This window comes from Mycobacterium sp. NGS34 (genome assembly GCF_059812845.1).
This window is the reverse complement of sequence record NZ_JCALDM010000012.1, coordinates 35,041-53,960: the sequence shown is the minus strand read 5'-3', so window position 1 is coordinate 53,960 and position 18,920 is coordinate 35,041. Positions and strand designations below refer to the sequence as shown.

The window sequence follows — 18,920 nt, the reverse complement described above, 5'->3', positions numbered from 1 at the left end:
CCTAAGGTATTGGGGTGGCGCGAAATCCGGCACCCGCGCTCGACCGGCCATGGCGACGTCCGGGCGCCCTACGTTACGCACTGACCCGGCTCCGCGGCATCGCCAAGCCGCCGATCACCGTCACTGCGGCGCCACCCGGCATCCTCGTCGAGCGGGACGTCGGCGTCCCCACCCGCGACGGGACGGTGTTGCGGATCAACGTCTGCCGCACGCCCGACGACGCCCCTCGGCCGGTGATCCTCAGCGTGCATCCGTATGGCAAGGACAACCTCCCGCGAAGGCGGGCCGGGCGGTGGACGTTCTCGGTGCAATTCCGTGCCCTGCGCCAGACCCAGCCGATCACCTTCTCCGCCCTGACCGGTTGGGAGGCGCCGGATCCGGCGTGGTGGGCCGGGCACGGCTTCGCGGTGGTGAACGCCGACATGCGCGGCTGCGGCCACTCCGACGGCACCGGAAACCTGTTGTCGCGCCAAGAGGCCGAGGACACCTACGACCTCGTGCAGTGGATCGCCGGGCGGCCGTGGTGCGACGGCCGCGTCGTGATGCTGGGGGTGTCCTACCTGGCCATCACCCAATACGCCGTCGCCGCAATGCAGCCGCCGGCGCTGCGGGCGATCTGCCCGTGGGAGGGCTTCACCGACGCGTACCGTGACCTGACCTTTCCCGGTGGCGTTCGCGAGCTCGGCTTCACCCGGTTGTGGTCGCGCAACGTACGTCGCGACACCCGGCAGCGCTACGACCTCGAGCGGATGCAGGACGCCCACCCGCTGCGCGACGACTTCTGGCTTTCGGTGGTGCCCGACCTGTCGGCCATCAACGTGCCCATGCTGGTCTGCGGCAGCTTCTCGGACAACAACCTGCACAGCCGCGGTTCGATCCGGGCGTTCACGCGCGCCGGTTCCCCCCACGCCCGCCTCTACACCCATCGAAGCGGCAAATGGGCGACGTTCTACTCCGAGGCCGCGCGTGCCGAACAGCTCAACTTCTTCCGCCGCGCGCTGGACGGCGCCGCCGGATCCCGCAGCGTGCGCGTCGAGGTGCGCGAGGACCGTGACACCGTCACCGCGGTGCGCGAGGAAGCCGACTGGCCGCTCCCGCGGACCCGTTGGCGGCCTTTGTATCTCGCAGGCGCCGGCGCGCTGGAGCCCGATCCGCCGACGCGGGTCGGCGGCATCGCGTTCGAAACCGCCTCCAACGCAGCGGCCTTCAGCTGGACGGTCCCCGACGACCTCGAGCTGATTGGCCCGATGGCTGCCCGGCTCTGGGTCGAACTGGGCGGCTGCGAGGACGCCAACCTCTTCGTCGGAGTGGAGAAGTGGCGTGGGGGCCGGTTCGTCGGATTCGAGGGGTCGTACGGCTATGGCCGCGACAGGGTTACCACCGGGTGGCAGCGGGTCTCCCTGCGGGCTCTGGACCCCGAGCTCTCGCGCCCGTGGGAACCCGTCGCGCGATGCGCCGAGCCGCAGCCCGTCTCCGCCGGCGAGGTGGTCGCCGTCGACGTCGCACTGGGCCCGTCGGCCACGCTGTTCCGCGCGGGCGAGCAGCTGCGGCTGGTGGTCGCCGGGCGCTGGTTGTGCCCGACCAACCCGCTGACCGGTCAGATGCCCGCGGCATATCAGAGCTCACCGCGCGGTCGCGTAACGCTGCACTGGGACCCGGACCACGACGCGCACCTGCTGATCCCGGAGATCCCCTGAGCGGCGCCCCGCGCCGTCGGGCTACCGACAAGCCGCGCTAGATCCAGACGCCCTTGCCGACCGCGACCACGCCGCCGGCGCTGATCGCGAAGCGCTCGCGATCCTTCTCGAGATCCACCCCGACCATCTCGCCGGGGCCCACGACGACGTTCTTGTCCAGGATCGCGTGCCGCACCACCGCGCCCCGGCCGACCCGGGCGCCCGGCATGATCACGCTGCCCTCCACGATCGCGCCGTCGTCGACGACGACATTCGACGACAGCACCGAATTGCGCACGGACGCGGCCGAGATGATGCTGCCGGCGCCCACCACCGACTCCTGGGCCGAGCCGCCGTTGACGAACTTGGCCGGCGCCAGGTTCTCCGACTCGCCACGGATCGGCCAGCGCTTGTTGTACAGGTTGAACACCGGGTGCACCGAGACCAGGTCCATGTGCGCGTCGTAGAACGCGTCCAACGTGCCGACGTCGCGCCAGTAGCCGCGGTCGCGGTCGGTGGCGCCGGGCACCTCGTTGTCGGAGAAGTCGTAGACCGCGGCGATCCCGTCGTCCACCAACCGCGGGATGATGTCGCCGCCCATATCGTGATCCGAGTGGTCGTCGTCGGCGTCGGCGCGGATCGCGTCGATGAGGACCTTGGTGGTGAAGATGTAGTTGCCCATCGAGGCGAACGTCATCTCCGGGTCGTCGGGGGTGCCCGGCGGCTCCAGCGGCTTCTCCACGAAGTTGCGGATGCGACCGGACTCGTCGGCGTCGATGCAGCCGAACGCGCTGGCATCGCTGCGCGGCACCCGGATGCCGGCCACCGTCGCGCCGGCCCCGCTGTCGATGTGGAACTGGACCATCTGCTCGGGATCCATCCGGTACACGTGGTCGGCGCCGAAAACGACTATGTAGTCGGGGTCTTCGTCGTAGATCAGGTTGAGGGACTGATAGATCGCGTCGGCGGAGCCGGTGTACCAGCGCGGGCCGAGGCGCTGCTGGGCGGGCACCGGGGTGATGTACTCGCCGGCCAGGCCGGACAGTCGCCAGTTCTGCGAAATGTGACGGTCGAGTGAATGCGACTTGTATTGCGTGAGAACACAAATTCTCAAGTAGCGGGCATTGACCAGGTTGGAGAGCACGAAATCGATCAGCCGGTAGGCGCCCCCGAAGGGAACGGCGGGTTTCGCCCGGTCGGCGGTCAGAGGGTACAGCCGCTTGCCCTCACCGCCGGCCAGGACGATCCCCAGCACGTGTGGCGCTTCCCTCATGGCTACAAACTATCGGCCCCCGCCAACCGCTGCCAGGGGGAGCGGCCTATTGGCCACCGCCTGACGGGCTGTCCGTCAATGGTTTTGGCTCCGCACCGCAGCTCGATCGTCGGCCCGAGATGCGGGCGGCCCCGTCGCCGAACTACGGTTCGGGTATGCGGGTTGCGATGATGACTCGGGAGTACCCACCAGACGTCTACGGCGGAGCCGGGGTACACGTCACCGAACTCGTCGCCCAGCTGCGCCGGCTGTGCCCGGTCGACGTGCACTGCATGGGCGCACCCCGTCCGGATGCCTTCGCGCAGGAGCCCGACCCGCGCATCCACGGCGCCAACCCGGCGCTGTCCACGTTGTCCGCCGACCTGCTGATGGCCAACGCCGCGTCGGCGGCGACCGTCGTGCACTCGCACACCTGGTACACCGGACTGGCCGGGCATCTGACCGCGCTGCTGTACGACATCCCCCACGTCCTGACGGCGCATTCGCTCGAACCGCTGCGCCCGTGGAAGGCCGAACAGCTCGGCGGCGGCTACCGGGTGTCGACGTGGGTGGAGCGGACCGCGGTGCTGGGCGCCGACGCCGTCATCGCGGTCAGCTCGGCGATGCGCGAAGACGTTCTGCGCGTGTACTCCACGCTGGATCCGAGCCAGGTGCACGTCGTGCGCAACGGGGTCGACACCAACGTCTGGTATCCGGCCGGCCCGGCGGAAAGCGGGTCCGTGCTGGCCGAACTCGGGGTCGACCCGGCCCGGCCGATGGTGGCGTTCGTGGGGCGGATCACCCGGCAGAAGGGCGTCGCGCACCTGGTGGCGGCCGCGCACCGGTTCAGCCCGGAGGTGCAGGTGGTGCTGTGCGCCGGCGCCCCCGATACGCCCGAGCTGGCCGAGGAGATCCGGGCCGCCGTGGCCGAGCTGGCCCGGGCGCGCGACGGGGTGTTCTGGATCCAGGAAATGCTACCCATCGGGGAGTTGCGCGAAATACTTTCGGCGGCAACGGTTTTCGTGTGCCCGTCGGTGTACGAGCCGTTGGGCATTGTGAACCTCGAGGCGATGGCCTGCGCGACGGCGGTGGTGGCGTCCAGAGTGGGCGGGATACCCGAGGTGGTTTCGGACGGCGTCACTGGGTCACTGGTGCGCTTTGACGCGGAGAACCCGGCGGCTTTCCGGGCCGGCCTGGCCGAAGCGGTCAATGAGCTCGTCGCCGACCCCGACAGGGCGAAGCGCTATGGCGAGGCGGGACGTCAGCGGTGCGTCGAGGACTTCTCGTGGGCGCACGTCGCCGAGCAGACGCTGGAGATCTACCGGAAGGTGTGCGCGTAAAACCGCCTTAGCTGGTTACGCCCTTGAGCTCGTCACCCAGGGCGGCGGCTTCGTCGGGCGTCAGCTCCACGACCAGCCGTCCGCCTCCCTCGAGCGGTACCCGCATAACGATGCCGCGCCCCTCCTTGGTCGCTTCCAAAGGACCGTCTCCGGTACGGGGCTTCATCGCCGCCATCGAGTGCTCCCTCCAGATTCGAGCTGGTCCGGCTTCGCGGACCTGGTCGGCGCCGAGCATGCCCCGCCAGTGGATTTCCAGCCATACCCGACTTTGAAATGCCAAATCACGCCCTCCATTGTTCCCTATTCGGGTCGGCAGTTACACAAAGACCCGCATCTGATGCGGCATCGAGCCCTCAAACTGGCGTGGCAGGCACCCAGCAACCGCGAATATGGTCATCGACCATGCCGGTCGCCTGCATCAGCGCATAGGCGGTGGTCGGCCCGACGAAGCGGAATCCGCGCCGTTTCAGCTCCTTGGCCATCGCCTTCGATTCGTCGGTGGCCGACGGGATTTCGGAGCCGTCGGCCGGGCGGGGGCGCGGCGACGGCGCGAACGACCACAGCAGTTTGGACAGGTCCTCGGCGGAGCCCAGCTCGGCGGCGGCGCGCGCGTTGGCGATGGTCGCGTCGATCTTGGCGCGGTTGCGCACGATCCCCGTGTCGGCCATCAAACGCTGCACGTCGGCGTCGGTGTAGCCGGCGACCGTCTCGATGTCGAAGCGAGCGAAGGCGCGCCGGAAATTCTCCCGTTTGCGCAGGATGATCAGCCACGACAGGCCGCTCTGGAACGCCTCGAGGCTCATCCGCTCGAACAGGGCCACCCCGTCGTGCAGGGCGCGGCCCCACTCCTGGTCGTGGTAGTCGCGGTAAATGTCGGTGCCGTCCGCCCACGGACAGCGGATTCGGCCGTCGTCACTCACATCTAGTCCTGACGATTCCCGCTGTCCGCCGGTTCCACGACGGCGGGCGGGTCTTCATTCGCGGCGGCCGACGGGGCGTGCACGGCCGCCAGCTGGCCGCGCAGCGCCTCGAGCTCGCGGGCAAGCCGGTCCAGCACCCAGTCCACCTCGCTGGTCTTGTATCCCCGCAACACCTGGGTGAACTTGACGGCGTCGACGTCGGCGCCGGTCACGCCGTAGGCCGGCAGCACCGTCGCCGTCGTCCCGCGCGGCAGCGGCGGCAACTGCTCGCCGCGGCCGAACAAGAGGCTGGCCGCGCCGAACAACACGGTCGCCACCAGCACCAACACCACGAGGTACAGCAACACCAAGGCCACGTCGTCGATATTGCCCTATCCGGCCGACAAACCTAGCGCGGCCTGAGCCCGTTCATCGGCGGCCGGTCGTCCAGCGAGACCGGCGAGGTGTGCGCGGTGTAGCCGTAACCGTCGGGGCCGTCGGCGAAGAACTGGGTCAGCCCGGCCCCGGAGTCGGGGATCCCGCAGCGCGACAGCAGGGTGGCGATGACCTGGCGGCTCATCGCGCCGAGCTCGGCGAGCGGCCGGTTGCGGTGCGCCCGCACGCCGAGGTTGACCTGGGCGATCGCGTCCAGGCCCAGCCGGTCGAAGGTGTCCACCAAGAGGCCGATCTCCACGCCGTAGCCCGGCGCGAACGGCAGCGAGGTCAGCAGTTCGCGGCTGGCCGCGTACTCGCCGCCCAGCGGCTGCAGGATGCAGCTCAGCTCCGGGCGCAGCGCCGCCAGCAGCGGCCGCGCCACCAGCTCGGTCACCCGCCCGCCGCCGGTGGCCGCGCCCGCCTCGCCCACCTTGAGCGGGCGTCGATAGAAGCTCTTGACCAGGTGAATCCCGTCTCCCGTGAGCAGCGGGGCCACCAGCCAGGGCACGAACATCGGGTGCGGGTTGATCAGGTCGGAGTCGACGAACACCACGATGTCGCCGCTGGTCGCCGCGAGGGAGCGCCACAGCGCCTCGCCCTTGCCGGGCCGCACTGGCACCTCGGGCAGGGCCTGTTCGCGGCTGACGACGCGGGCGCCGGCGGCGATGGCGCGGATCTCGGTGTCGTCGGTCGAGCCGGAATCCAGCACGATCAGCTCATCGACCAGGCCGTCGACCAGCGGTGAGATGCTGTCGATCACCGACTCGACGGTGGCTTCCTCGTTGAGGGCCGGGAGCACCACCGAGACCGTCCGGCCGGCCTTCGCCTCTTCCAGCTCGCGGACCGTCCGGCCGCGACGGCCGCCGCGTCGGTCGGCCAGCCAGACGTCCCCGGGCCGCGCGGCGAGCATGCCCACGCCGGCGAGGTCCGCGAGCTCCGTCATGCCAGGCCCCTTACCGTGCGCGCCGGCCGGCGTATCCCCTGGATCGAGGACACCATCTCCAGCACCCGCCGGGTGGCCTCCACCTGGTGCACCCGGAACATTCGGACGCCGGCCGCCGCCGCCAGCGCAGTGGCCGCCAGCGTCCCCTCCAGCCGTTCGGTCAGTTCCACACCCAAAGTCTCCCCGACGAAGTCCTTGTTACTCAAAGCCATCAGGACGGGCCATCCGGTGTTAACAAGTTCGCCCGCGTGTCGCAACAAAAGCAGGCCGTGGAAGGTGTTCTTGCCGAAGTCGTGGGCCGGGTCGATCAGCACCCGGTCCCGTGCGACCCCGGCGGCGACCGCACGTTCGGCGGCGCCGGTCACCTGGCGAATCACGTCGTCGACCACCCCGCGCGTGGCGGTTCCGTAGCTCACCCGGAACGGGCGGGTGCGCGGCAGCGCGCCGCCGGTGTGCGAGCACACCAGGCCCGCGCCGAACTCGGCGGCAACCTCGGGCAGGGCCGGATCGACGCCGCCCCAGGTGTCGTTGATCAGGTCGGCGCCGGCCGCGCAGGCCACCCTGGCCACGCCGGAGCGCCAGGTGTCGGCGCTGATCAGCTGGTCGGGATAGGCGTCGCGCAGCCACTCGATGATGGGCACCAGCCGGGCGACCTCGGTGTCCGCGTCGACCGGCTGGCCCGGCCCGGCCTTGACCCCGCCGACGTCGATGACGTCGGCGCCCTCGGCGATGGCGCGGTGGACGGCGTCGCGGGCCGCCGCGTCGCTGAAGGTCGCACCCCGGTCGTAGAACGAGTCCGGGGTGCGGTTGACGATCGCCATGATCAGCGGGCGATCCCCCGCGACCGGCCGGCCGCAGAACGTCGAATGCACCCGTCCATGGTGCCTGGCCCGGTCCGCGAGTGTGCGGCCAGCCGCACGTTGGACGCCGAACGTGCGGCCAGCCGCACACTCGGCGCAGACGCCGGGCGCACAAATAAATGGGGAAAATTCCCCATCAACCGCGGCCTCCTCCACGCGCACACTTCACAGCGACGGGAGGCCGAGATGTCTTTTGTGATTGCGGCGCCGGAATTCATCGCGGCGGCGACGACGGATCTGTCCACCATCGGTTCGGCGGTCAGCGCCGCGAACGCGGCGGCCGCCACCCGAACGACCGCGCTGCTGGCCGCCGGCGCCGACGAGGTGTCCGCGGCGGTGGCGTCGCTGTTTTCCGGGCACGCAATGGAGTTTCAGGCACTCGGCGCGCAGGCGGCGATGTTTCATGCCCAGTTCGTGGCGGCGTTAGGAGGCGCGGGCGCTGCCTATGCGGCCACCGAGGCGGCGAACGCCTCGCCGCTGGACGCCCTCTGGCAACCCGTTCGCGCGGTGATCAACACCCCCACTGAGCTGTTGTTGGGCACCCCGCTGATCGGCAAGGGAATCAACGGCGCGCCGGGCACCGGGCAGAACGGCGGCCCCGGCGGACTGCTATTCGGGCCCGGCGGCGACGGCGGATCCGGCGCGCCCGGGCAGCCCGGCGGCCGCGGCGGGAACGCCTGGTTCTTCGGCACCGGTGGCCACGGCGGGACCGGCGGGACGGGCACCACCGGCACCGCGGGCACCTCCAGCGCCGCCGGCGGCCACGGTGGTAACGGCGCGGTCGGCGGGGCCGGCGGAAACGGCGGGCTGATCTTCGGCGACGGCGGGACCGGGGGTACCGGCGGGGCCGGCGGTCCCGGCGGCGCCGGCGGAACCGGCAGCTCCGGCCTGATCGTCGGCAACGGCACCGACGGCGGCCACGGCGGCAACGGCGGGACGGGCGGACCCGGCGGCCAACGACCGGGCTTGTTCGGCCACGACGGCTTCGGCGGCGACGGCGGTACCGGTGGCTCCGGTGGTAAGGGCGGCCAGGGCGGCACCTCATTCTTCGCCGGCAACGGCGGCAACGGGGGCCATGGCGGGACGGCAGGCATAGGTGGCAGCGACGGCGGCGTCGGCGGCACCGCGGGCGCCGCCGGTGACGGCGGCAACGGCGGCGACGGCGGTGGCGGCGCCGGTCTCAACGTCAGCGGCAACGTTGTCGAAAGCGCCGGCAAAGGTGGCAACGGTGGCGGCGGCGGCAACGGCCTCAACGGCGGCGATGGCGGCAACGGCGGCGCCGGCGGTTCGGCCTTCGTCACCAACACCACCGACGGCGCCATGGGCGGCGGCGGCGGTGGCGGCGGCGGCGACGGCGGCAGCAGCTTCAGCAACGGCACCGGCGGCAAGGGCGGCAACGGCGGAGGCGGGGGCACGGCCGAGGCCAACGGCGGCGTCGCGATCGGCGGAGGCGGTGCAGGCGGCGGCGGTGGCCTCGGCGGAGGCGGCGTCGGTGGCACCGGGGGTGCCGGCGGCGGAGGCGGTGCCGTCAGCATCGGTGCCACCGGGACGGGGATCACCGGTGGCCAGGGTGGCTTCGGCGCTGGCTCACAAGGCGGTTTGGGCGGCTTCGCCGCAGGCGGAGCCGACGCCGGCGCCATCGACTCGGCCGGCGGGGGCGGCGGCGGCGGAGGCGGTATCAACGGCGCCCCCGGCGGCACCGGCGGCGTCGGGGGCGGTGCCTCCGCGACCGGCGGCGGCTTCAGCGGCTTCAACGGCGGCGGTAGCGGCGGTTCGGCCGGTAATGCCGGCGGCAGCGGCGTCAACGGTGCCGCCGGCGGCGCCGTGGGCATCAGTGGGGGTGGCGGCGGCGGTGGCGGCGCCACCATCACGGCGGGCGACTTCGGCGGCACCGTCACCGGCGGTGACGGCGGCCACGGCTCCTAACGACCCCCGGCGCCCTCACTCGGCGCAAGCCAGTCAGCCCTTCGGCCGCTTACCGGCCGCGACCTCTTCGGGGTACTCGTCATAGAACGGCACGTAGCCCTCGTCGCGGCCGGCCAGCACGTACAGCGGATCCTCGACGTCGGACCCGTAGGCCTGCTCGCGCAGCTCCACCTTGCGGCTCTTGAACGTCGAGGTGTGCTCCAGCGTCTTGACCAACCGCACGAACAACGGCAGCGCATACGGCGGCAGCTGCCCGTACACCGCACGCGCCAGCGACTGGCCGTCGAACTCGGCGCCCTCGCGCAGCTGGACCGCGGCCATCCCGGCGCGCCCGCCGGTGTTCGGGATCTCGACGCCGAACACCGTGCACTCCTCGACGGACTCGTCGGAGGCCAGCGCCGCCTCCACCTGGGTGGTGGCGACGTTCTCGCCCTTCCACCGGAACGTGTCGCCGAGCCGGTCGACGAACGCCGCGTGCCCCATGCCCTGCGGGCTCATCACGTCGCCCGAGTTGAACCAGCAGTCGCCCTCACGAAAAGCGTTGCGCACCAACTTCTTTTCGGTCGACTCCTGGTCCGTGTAGCCGTCGAACGGCTGCAGCTTGTTGACCGGGCTGAGCAGCAGGCCGGGCTGGCCGGCGGGCACCCGGCGCACCCGCCCGTTCTCGTCGCGCAGCGGCTCGCCGGTGTCGGGGTCGTATTCCACGTAGGCCAGCGGCATCGGAAACAAGCCGGTGGACCGCGGCACGTTGAAGACGTTGATGAACGCGGCGTTGCCCTCGCTGGACGCGTAGAACTCGCACACGCGCGCGATGCCGAACCGGTCGGTGAACTCGTCCCAGATCTCCGGGCGCAGCCCGTTGCCCGCGATCACCCGGACCTTGTGCGCGCGGTCGGTCGGCTTGGCCGGCTGGTTGAGCAGGTAGCGGCAGACCTCGCCGATGTAGATGAACGCGGTGGCCTCGGTGGCGATCACCTCGTCCCAGAACTTCGATGCCGAGAACGACTTGCCCAGCGCCAGCGTCGCCCCGGAGTTGATCACCGACGACAACGCCACCGTCAGCGCGTTGTTGTGATACAGCGGCAGGCAGCTGTACAGCGTGTCGGTGCTCTTCAGCCGCAACCCGATGCCGCCGAACGCGGCCAGCGCCTTGAGCCAGCGCAGGTGCGTCATCACGCTGGCCTTCGGGAAACCCGTTGTGCCCGAGGTGAAGATGTAGAACGCGGTGTCGCGGGCCTGCACCGCCGTCGCCGACGCCGGGTTGGTCGCGGGCGCGCTGACGGCGAAACGGTCCAGGTCCTCGACCGTCAGCGTCTCGGTGGCGCCGGTGCCGCCGCTCTCGGCCACCGCGCTGACCAGGTCGGTCTCCGCGATCAGGACCTTGGCGTCCAGCAGGCCCAGGCTGTGCGCCAGCACCTCGCCGCGCTGGTGGTAGTTGATCATCCCGGCGACCGCGCCGCACTTGACCGCGGCCAGCATTGCCAGCACCGCGTGGGGCGAGTTGCGCAGCATGATCGCGACGACGTCGCCGCTGCCGACGCCGTGCGCGGCCAGCACCGCGGCGTAGCGGTTGGCGGTCGCGTTGGCGTCGCGATAGGTGACCCGCTGATCGCCGAACCGCAGGAAGACCCGGTCGCCGTAGCGGGCGGCCCGGTCGGCGAACACCGTGCCGATCGATTTCTTCGAGCCCGGCTGGGCCAGCAGTCCGGTCCGTGCCCCGCGCACGATCGCCGGCAGATCGGCCAGCAGCCCCGGCACCCGGGACGCGATGTCGGTCAGCCTGACGGCCGCGCGCGCTCCCCCGTCGTGATCGGACACGTCATCCTCGATTCCCCTAGGTGCAGATCCGCAAACTCAGGCGGGTGCGCACGCCTCCACTGCGGCCCCCACCTTATCCACCAGCACCAACCGGTCCATCGCCGCTTGCGTGATGTACCCCCTGTCGAGCAGACCGCACAGCCACAGCCACAGCCCCTCGTAGTGCCCGAAGGGGTCCAGCAGCACGATGGGCTTCTCGTGCACCCCGAGATAACCCGTGGTCCACGCGTCGAACAGCTCGTCCAGGGTGCCCACCCCGCCGGGCAGCACGATGAACGCGTCGGCGCGGGCCTCCATGATCTGCTTGCGCTCGTGCATGGTGTCGCTGACGATCAGCTCGTCGGCGCGGCGGTCGGCGACCTCGAGGCGCATCAGGTTCTGCGGAATGACGCCGACGGTCCGCCCGCCGCGGGCGCGCGCCGCGCTCGCCACCGCGCCCATCGCCGAAACCCGGCCCCCGCCCCACACCAAGGTCCAGCCGCGCTCAGCGATCGCCTCGCCGAGTTCCGAAGCCAGCTCAAGCAATTCGGGATGCTCGGGACCGGAGGCGCAGTAAACGCACACCGCCCAGTCGGAGCTCATACAACGAAAGGTAGACCACGCCCGGTGCGCCGCGCACACCGCGCGCAATAAACTCCGGCGGGTGCCGATTCGTTGGAACGTCCCCCAACACGAGGCGGCGTTGGAGCGGCTGAACAACGCGCTCGGGAACGAGCGCGGGGCCGTCGTGCTCGGGCCCGACGGCTGCGGCAAATCCACCCTGGCCCGGCTCGCCGCCGAGGGCTACGGCCGCGCGCACCCCGGCACGCTCGCCCGCTGGGTCACCGGCACCCCGACCGAGCGCGCCGTCCCGTTCGGGGCGTTCAGCCACCTGGTGGCGATATCCGACCTCGGCAAGCCGGCCGCGCTCTTGCGGGCGGCCCGGGCCTCCCTGGGCGGGGACGACCTGCTGCTCGTCGTCGACGACGCCCATGAGCTCGACGTGCTGTCGGCCACGCTGGTGTACCAGTTGGCCCTGGCCGGCACGGCCCGGATGGTCGTCACCGCCCGCGCCGAGGCGGCGCCCGAGGCGATCGCGGCGCTGTGGACCGACGGCCTGTTGGAGCGGATCGATGTCGAGGCGCCCGGCGGCGCGACCACGCCCGCCCAGGTCGACGCGTTCATCGCCGAGCTGCCCGCCGCGGCGCGCGCGGTGCTGGACTATCTCGCCGTCGCCGAGCCGCTGACGCTCGCCGACCTGACCGCTCTCGCGGGTGAAGGCGCGGTCGGTGCGGCCGAGGACGTCGGCGCGGCGGAGACCCGGGCGCGCGGCGACGGCGTCCAGCCGGTGGTCTACACCGCGCACCCGTTGTTCGCCGAGCGGGCGCTCGCCGCGCTCGATCCCGACGACGCGCGCCGACGGCGTGGCGAGGTCGTCGCGCTGCTGTCCCGGCGCGCCTCGGACCACCTCAGCGACCGGCTGCGGCTGGCGTCCCTGGCGCTGGACAGCGACACCCCCCAGCGCGTCGCCGACGTCGCCGCCGCCGCGCAGCAGGCGCTGCGCCTGGGCGACCTCGCGCTCGGCGAGCGGCTGGCCCGCTCGGCGCTGGAACGGTCCGGCGGCCTGACGGCGCGGCTGTCGCTGGCCCACGCCCTGGCGTGGCAGGGCCGCGGCCGCGAGGCCGACGCGCTGCTGGCCGAGGTCGACTCCGCCGCCCTGGCCGAGCCGGCGCTGATGGACTGGGCGCTGCTGCGGGCCGCCAACCAGTTCTGGATGCTCAGCGAGCCCGAGCGGGCCACCGCGTTCCTGCGGACCATCCGCAACCGCATCGCCGATCCGGGCCCGCGCACCACGCTCGACGCGTTGAGCGCCACATTCGCGATGAACGCCGGCAACGTCGGATACGCCGTCAAGGTCGCCGGCGAGGTGCTGGACGCGCCGTCGGCCGACGACCAGGCCGTGGCCTGGGCCGCCAGCGCCGCCGCGCTGTGCGCGGCGCGGCAGGGCCGGTTCGGCGACGTCGAACCGCTGGCGCAGCGCGCCCTGTCCGCCGAACACCCCGGGCTGCTGCGGTTCACCATCGGGCTGGGCCAGACCACCGCGTTGTTGATGGCCGGCGAGCACGCCCGGGCGCGCGAATTGGCCCAGCAATTCACCGATTTCGCGGAGCTGCAGCAGCCCGGCCGCGCGATCGGCGAGGTGCTGCTGGCGCACGTGCTGATCGCCGACGGCGAGTTCGCCCAAGCCGCGGCGCTGCTCGCCCCGGCCGCCACCACCCTGGAACGCACCGGCTACTCGTGGGGGCCGCTGTCGCTGACGCTGCTGGCCACCGCGCTGGCGCAGCGGGGCGACGTCGCCGCCACGGCAAAGGCATTGAGCCGGGCCGAGTCTCGGCATGGAACCAAGTCGGCGCTGTTCGGCCCGGAGCTCGGCATTGCGCGGGCCTGGCGGCTGGCGGCCACCCGCGACGCGCCCGGCGCCGTCGCGGCCGCCCGCGAGGCCGCCCGGATGGCCGAGCGCGGCGGGCAGTCGACGGTGGCGGTGCGCGCCTGGCACGAGGCCGTCCGCCTCGGCGACACCCGCGCGGTCGACCCGCTGGCCCGGCTGTGCGGCGAGGTCGACTGCGCGGCGGGGCGCCTGGCGCTCGCCCACGCGCGCGCCCTGGCGGCCGGCGACGAGGCCGCGCTGCGGGCCGTGGCGGACGACCTGGCGGCGGTCGGGCTGCGCGCCGCGGCCGCGGATGCCGGCGCGCAGGCGCGCCGCATTGTGCGCGAACCGTGACTCCCCCGTGCTACACGAGTGACTATCGCGCCTCACCGTTTTGAGGACCATGCATATGCGCCCTCGGCGGTTGGCCGCCCTGCTCGCGGCCGGCCTGCTCATCGCCGCGCTGACGACTGACGCGTCGTCGGTCGTCGCCCCGCCGCGCGCCCTGGCGGCGCCCACCGGGCCGACGCTGCCGCTGGGCCACGCCGGCCGGTGGATGACCGACGCCGACGGGCGCGTCGTCATCCTGCACGGGCTCAACCAGGTGCACAAGGTGCCGCCCTATACGCCGTCGGCCGACGGGTTCGGCGACGACGACGCGGCCTTCCTGCAGGCCAACGGCTTCAACGCGATGCGGGTCGGCGTCATCTGGGCCGCAGTGGAGCCCCAGCCGCTCGCCTACGACGACAACTACCTCAACTCGATCGCGCAGACCGTGGCGACGCTGGCGTCGCACGGCATCGTCAGCCTGCTCGACTTCCACCAGGACCTCTACAACGAGGCGTTCCAGGGCGAGGGCGCCCCGGCGTGGGCGGTGGCGCAAGCGGGCCTGCCCAACCCACAGCTCGGCTTTCCGGGCAACTACTTCCTCAACCCCGCGGAGGAGTTCGCCTGGAACGCCTTCTGGCGCGACGCCCCGGCGCCCGACGGGATCGGGCTGCAGGACCACTACGCGCGGGCGTGGGCGCACGTCGCGGGCTTCTTCCACGGCAACCCGGGCGTGTTCGGCTACGAAATCCTGAACGAGCCGTGGCCCGGCTTCATCTGGGAGGGCTGTTTCAACTTCCTGCTGGGCTGCCCGATCCAGGACCACAAGCTGACCGTGTTCTATCGGAAGGTGGTGCCGGTCATCCGCACGGCCGACCCCACCACGCTGGTGTTCTTCGAGCCGAACACGCTATCCGACGAGGGCGTCCACACCGACATCGGCGGGGTGGCCGACCCGAACACCGGGTTCTCGTTCCACGACTACTGCGCGATCGAATCGGTGCTGCACAAGAACATCACCTGCCGCTTCGAGGACGGCCTCACGATCACCAACGCCAACCTCTACTCGGGCTTCCACCACGTCCCGCCGCTGCTGACGGAGTTCGGCGCTACCAACGACCTCAACAACCTCGCCGAGGTGATGCGCCACACCGACCACCAGCGGATGGGCTGGCTGGAGTGGGCGTACACCGGCAACGACAAGACGAGCTCGTCGCCGACGGACCAGGCGCTGGTCTTCGACCCGAGCCAGCCGCCGACGGGCGCCAACGTGAACGCGGCCAAGCTCGCGGTGCTGGCCGCGCCGTACCCGCAGGTGGTGGCGGGCACGCCGCGGGAGTGGTCGTTCCGGTCGGGCGTGTTCCGGCTCTGCTACACGATCGAGCGGGCCGACCACGCGGGCAACTTCGCGCCGGGCGCCCAGACGTTCATCTCGGTGCCGCCCGTCGAGTACCCGAACGGCTATCAGGTGAGTGTCACTGGCGGACAAGTGGTTTCGGCGCCGAACGCGCCCGTGCTGGCCGTCGTGGCAAGCCCGGGCGCGGCCAGGGTCGATGTGGCGGTGGCGCCGGCGTGACGCGCTGATGTTCCGCCGAGCGTCGCGCTAGCGCGGCCGTCGGCGCCGAGCGCCGCGCTGGCGCGACGCTCGAGACGCGTCAGCCGCCCAGATAGCGCCGCAGCATCTCCACCGCGGCGGTGATGTTGGCGACCGGCACCCGTTCGTCGCGGGTGTGCGCCAGGTTGGGATCGCCCGGCCCGAAGTTGACCGCCGGGATGCCCAGCGCGGCGAACCGCGCCACGTCGGTCCAGCCGTACTTCGCGCGCACGCGTCCGCCGGCGGCCTCGACCAGCGCCTTGGCCGCGGGCTGGGACAGGCCGGGCAGCGCGCCGGCCGCGGAGTCGGTCATCTCGATCCGGACGTCCAGGCCGTCGAACACCTCGTGCACGTGCCGCAGCGCCGCCTGCACCGAACGGTCCGGGGCGAACCGGAAGTTGACCGTCACCGCGGCCGCGTCCGGGATCACGTTGCCGGCCACGCCGCCGTCGATGCGCACCGCCGACAGGCCCTCGCGGTACTGACAGCCGTCGATGTCGACGCTGCGCGCCCGGTAGGAGGCCAGCCGGTCCAGCACCGCGCCCAGCTTGTGAATTGCGTTGTCGCCCAACCAGGATCGCGCCGAATGCGCGCGCGTCCCGGTTGCGCTGACGACGACGCGCAGGGTGCCCTGGCAGCCGGCCTCGATGTAGCCGCCGGTGGGCTCGCCCAGGATCGCGACGTCGGCGGACAACCACTCCGGCAGTTCGCGCTCGATGCGGCCCAAACCGTTTGCCGCCGCGTCGATTTCCTCGCAGTCGTAGAACACCAGCGTCAGGTCGTGCACCGACTCGGCGACGGTGGCGGCCAGGTGCAGGAAGACGGCGTCACCGGATTTCATGTCCGCGGTGCCGCAACCCCACAGGTCGCCGCCCTCCAAGCGACTCGGCAGGTTGTCCGCCACGGGCACGGTGTCGAGGTGCCCGGCCAGCAGCACCCGCGACGGCCGACCCCGCGAGGTGCGCGCCAGCACGGCGTCGCCGTTGCGGACGATCTCGAAGCCCGACGTCTGGGCACGCAGCGCGGCCTCCACCTCGTCGGCCAGGCGCGCCTCGTCGCGCGACTCGCTGGGGATGTCGACCAGCGCCGCGGTCAGGTCGACGGGGTCCCCGCGAAGGTCCAGCACGCCCCCAAGGGTAATGGGTCGCCTTCATTCGGCGAGCAGTCGCAGAATCGCACTATCGGCCGCCTTGGGATGCGATTCTGCGTCTGCTCGGCGGCACAAGTAACCTGGCCGCCGTGACTGGAGCTGCAGGTATTGGCCTGGCGACGCTGGCCAACGACGGGTCGGTGCTCGACACGTGGTTTCCCGCACCGGAACTGACGGAACCGGGCGCGGGCGGCACGTCGCGGCTGGCGTTGTCCGACGTTCCGCCAGAACTGGTCGCCCTGGTGGGCCGCGACGACGAGCGCGGCACCGAGACCATCGCCGTGCGCACGGTCATCGGTTCGCTGGACGACGTGGCCGCCGACGCCTACGACGCCTACCTGCGGTTGCACCTGCTGTCGCACCGGTTGGTGGCGCCGCACGGGCTGAACGCCGGCGGCCTGTTCGGGGTATTGACCAACGTCGTGTGGACTAACCGCGGCCCGTGCGCGATCGAGGGTTTCGAGGCCGTGCGCGCGCGGCTGCGCCGCCACGGGCCGGTGACGGTCTACGGCATCGACAAGTTCCCGCGGATGGTCGACTACGTCCTGCCCACCGGTGTGCGCATCGCCGACGCCGACCGGGTGCGCCTGGGCGCGCACCTGGCGCCCGGCACGACGGTGATGCACGAGGGCTTCGTCAACTACAACGCCGGCACCCTGGGCGCGTCGATGGTCGAGGGGCGCATCTCCGCCGGGGTCGTGGTGGGCGACGGGTCGGACGTCGGCGGCGGGGCGTCGATCATGGGCACGCTGTCCGGCGGTGGCACCGAAGTGATTTCGATCGGCAAGCGCTGTCTGCTCGGCGCCAACGCGGGCCTGGGCATCTCGCTGGGCGACGACTGCGTCGTCGAGGCCGGCCTGTACGTCACCGCGGGCACCAAGGTCACCATGCCCGACGGCAAAGCGGTCAAGGCCCGCGAGTTCTCCGGCGCCAACAACCTGTTGTTCCGGCGCAATTCGGTCACCGGGGCGGTCGAGGTGGTGGCCCGCGACGGTCAGGGCATCGCGCTCAACGAGGACCTGCACGCCAACTAACCGAGCGACGTGCCGTTGGTTTCCGGCAGCAGGTAGGTGCAGACCAGGCCGACCGACGTCAGCGCGGCCAGCATGGCGCCGATCGCCCAGCTGCCGTACGTCGCGAGCAGCGTCCCGGCCAGCAGCGGCGGCAGGGCACCGCCGATGACGCCGGCGAGGTTGAGGGCCAGCGCCGACCCGCTGTAGCGGTACCGCGTGGCGAACAGCTCCGGGATGAAGGCCGCGGTAGGCCCGGCGCCGATCGCCCCGCCGACGGCCATGCCGACGACGGCGACCACGTACAGCGCCGGGTTGCGGGTGTTCAGCAGCGGCATCACCACGAACGCCCACGGCAGCAGCAGCGACCAGCCCAGCAGCATCAGGCGGCGGCGCCCGACCAGGTCGGACAGGGTGGCCGACGCCGCGACCGTGGCGATGCTGACGAGCCCGGTCAGCGCGCCCACCGACCAGATGAAGCCGCGCGTATACCCGAGGTGCGAATTGGCGTAGATGAGCAGATAGGTGTGACCCAGGTAGCCGAAACCGAATCCGCCCAGCAGGCTGCCGCCGGCCAGCAGGATCTCGCGGCGCTGCAGGCGCCATACCTCCCCGAGCGGCGCCTTGGGCACCAGGTCGCGCGCCTTCTCCTCGGCGAACACCGGGGTCTCGTCGATGTTGAGGCGCACGTAGAGCGCGATCCCGATCAGCGCGGCGCTGAACAGGAACGGCAGCCGCCATCCCCACTGCATGAACGCGGCGCTGCGTTCCCCGATGCTGAAGTTGACGCCCAAGAAGGTCAGGCTGGCGAGCACGGCGGCGGTGCCGGCGCCGAGCAGGGTGAACATGCCGTAGCGGCCCCGCTTCCCGGCGGGCGCGTACTCGGCGCTCAGCAGCGCCGACCCCGCCCATTCGCCGCCGACGGCGAACCCCTGCATGAGTCGCAACACGATCAGGATCAAGGGGGCGGCCACACCGATGGCGGCCGTGCTGGGCACTAGCCCGACGCTGACGGTCGAGACGGCCATGATCAGCAGCGTGGCGATCAGCGTCTTCTTGCGGCCGAGCCGGTCGCCGAAGTACCCGAACACCGCGGCGCCCAGCGGCCTCGACAGGAAGGCCGTCGCGAACGTCGCCAGCGAGGCGACGACGCCCAGCGTCGAACCGAGCCGCGGGAAGAACACCGTCGGGAACACCAGCGCCGCCGCGGTGCCGTAGATCAGGAAGTCGTAGTACTCGATCGCCGAGCCGACGAGGCAGGCGGCCGCCACCCGTCGCATGGG

The 18,920-nt window shown here is 71.7% G+C and carries 16 protein-coding genes; 6 read left to right on the top strand and 10 right to left on the bottom strand.

Annotated elements, in window-relative coordinates:
* Positions 1-14 precede the first annotated feature (14 nt).
* Positions 15-1,697 (top strand): CocE/NonD family hydrolase, encoded by a 1,683-nt coding sequence (locus AC5Y7V_RS24260; protein ID WP_499882580.1) that lies wholly within the window; start codon positions 15-17, stop codon positions 1,695-1,697.
* Positions 1,698-1,734: 37 nt separating this feature from the next.
* Here AC5Y7V_RS24260 and glgC read toward each other — a convergent pair whose 3' ends face one another.
* The gene (gene glgC, locus AC5Y7V_RS24255; protein ID WP_499882579.1) at positions 1,735-2,949 is read right to left on the bottom strand and encodes a glucose-1-phosphate adenylyltransferase; all 1,215 of its coding nucleotides are present in this window, start codon (positions 2,947-2,949) and stop codon (positions 1,735-1,737) included.
* 155 nt (positions 2,950-3,104) lie between these two features.
* Between glgC and glgA the strand changes: the two genes are divergently transcribed.
* Positions 3,105-4,268: a glycogen synthase gene (gene glgA, locus AC5Y7V_RS24250; RefSeq protein WP_499882578.1), complete on the top strand. Its 1,164-nt coding sequence runs from the start codon at positions 3,105-3,107 to the stop codon at positions 4,266-4,268.
* 7 nt (positions 4,269-4,275) lie between these two features.
* On the opposite strand, the gene AC5Y7V_RS24245 is transcribed toward glgA, so the two are convergent.
* The 5 genes from AC5Y7V_RS24245 to folP all read right to left on the bottom strand — a co-directional run bounded on the left by AC5Y7V_RS24245 (position 4,276) and on the right by folP (position 7,366).
* Positions 4,276-4,443, bottom strand: a complete 168-nt coding sequence (locus AC5Y7V_RS24245; RefSeq protein WP_003406247.1) for a DUF3117 domain-containing protein — start codon at positions 4,441-4,443, stop codon at positions 4,276-4,278.
* Between the two features lie 178 nt (positions 4,444-4,621).
* Positions 4,622-5,188, bottom strand: a complete 567-nt coding sequence (locus tag AC5Y7V_RS24240) for a DNA-3-methyladenine glycosylase I (RefSeq protein WP_499882577.1) — start codon at positions 5,186-5,188, stop codon at positions 4,622-4,624.
* Positions 5,189-5,190: 2 nt separating this feature from the next.
* Positions 5,191-5,544, bottom strand: a complete 354-nt coding sequence (locus AC5Y7V_RS24235; protein ID WP_499882576.1) for a DivIVA domain-containing protein — start codon at positions 5,542-5,544, stop codon at positions 5,191-5,193.
* 32 nt (positions 5,545-5,576) lie between these two features.
* Positions 5,577-6,545 (bottom strand): glucosyl-3-phosphoglycerate synthase, encoded by a 969-nt coding sequence (locus AC5Y7V_RS24230; protein WP_499882575.1) that lies wholly within the window; start codon positions 6,543-6,545, stop codon positions 5,577-5,579.
* On the bottom strand, positions 6,542-7,366 hold the full coding sequence (gene folP / locus AC5Y7V_RS24225) for a dihydropteroate synthase (RefSeq protein WP_499882641.1): 825 nt from the start codon (positions 7,364-7,366) through the stop codon (positions 6,542-6,544). Before folP ends, AC5Y7V_RS24230 begins: the two co-directional genes overlap by 4 nt.
* 225 nt (positions 7,367-7,591) lie before the next feature.
* On the opposite strand from folP, the gene AC5Y7V_RS24220 reads away from it, so the two are divergent.
* A complete protein-coding gene (locus AC5Y7V_RS24220; RefSeq protein WP_499882574.1) occupies positions 7,592-9,331 on the top strand; it encodes a PE family protein in 1,740 nt (579 codons plus the stop codon).
* Between the two features lie 33 nt (positions 9,332-9,364).
* Here AC5Y7V_RS24220 and fadD6 read toward each other — a convergent pair whose 3' ends face one another.
* Positions 9,365-11,149, bottom strand: a complete 1,785-nt coding sequence (gene fadD6, locus AC5Y7V_RS24215; protein WP_499882573.1) for a long-chain-acyl-CoA synthetase FadD6 — start codon at positions 11,147-11,149, stop codon at positions 9,365-9,367.
* Positions 11,150-11,185: 36 nt separating this feature from the next.
* Positions 11,186-11,731: a cytokinin riboside 5'-monophosphate phosphoribohydrolase gene (log, locus tag AC5Y7V_RS24210; RefSeq protein WP_499882572.1), complete on the bottom strand. Its 546-nt coding sequence runs from the start codon at positions 11,729-11,731 to the stop codon at positions 11,186-11,188.
* 61 nt (positions 11,732-11,792) lie between these two features.
* Between log and AC5Y7V_RS24205 the strand changes: the two genes are divergently transcribed.
* A complete protein-coding gene (locus AC5Y7V_RS24205) occupies positions 11,793-13,910 on the top strand; it encodes an AAA family ATPase (protein ID WP_499882571.1) in 2,118 nt (705 codons plus the stop codon).
* A 55-nt stretch (positions 13,911-13,965) separates the two neighbouring features.
* Positions 13,966-15,459: a cellulase family glycosylhydrolase gene (locus AC5Y7V_RS24200; RefSeq protein ID WP_499882570.1), complete on the top strand. Its 1,494-nt coding sequence runs from the start codon at positions 13,966-13,968 to the stop codon at positions 15,457-15,459.
* A gap of 79 nt (positions 15,460-15,538) precedes the next feature.
* On the opposite strand, the gene dapE is transcribed toward AC5Y7V_RS24200, so the two are convergent.
* A complete protein-coding gene (dapE, locus tag AC5Y7V_RS24195; protein ID WP_499882569.1) occupies positions 15,539-16,603 on the bottom strand; it encodes a succinyl-diaminopimelate desuccinylase in 1,065 nt (354 codons plus the stop codon).
* A gap of 104 nt (positions 16,604-16,707) precedes the next feature.
* Here dapE and dapD point away from each other — a divergent pair, with 104 nt between their 5' ends.
* Positions 16,708-17,661, top strand: coding sequence for a 2,3,4,5-tetrahydropyridine-2,6-dicarboxylate N-succinyltransferase (gene dapD / locus AC5Y7V_RS24190; RefSeq protein WP_499882640.1), 954 nt, complete (start codon positions 16,708-16,710; stop codon positions 17,659-17,661).
* Here dapD and AC5Y7V_RS24185 read toward each other — a convergent pair.
* The gene (locus AC5Y7V_RS24185; protein ID WP_499882639.1) at positions 17,658-18,917 is read right to left on the bottom strand and encodes an MFS transporter; all 1,260 of its coding nucleotides are present in this window, start codon (positions 18,915-18,917) and stop codon (positions 17,658-17,660) included. The genes dapD and AC5Y7V_RS24185 overlap by 4 nt on opposite strands.
* Positions 18,918-18,920 lie beyond the last annotated feature (3 nt).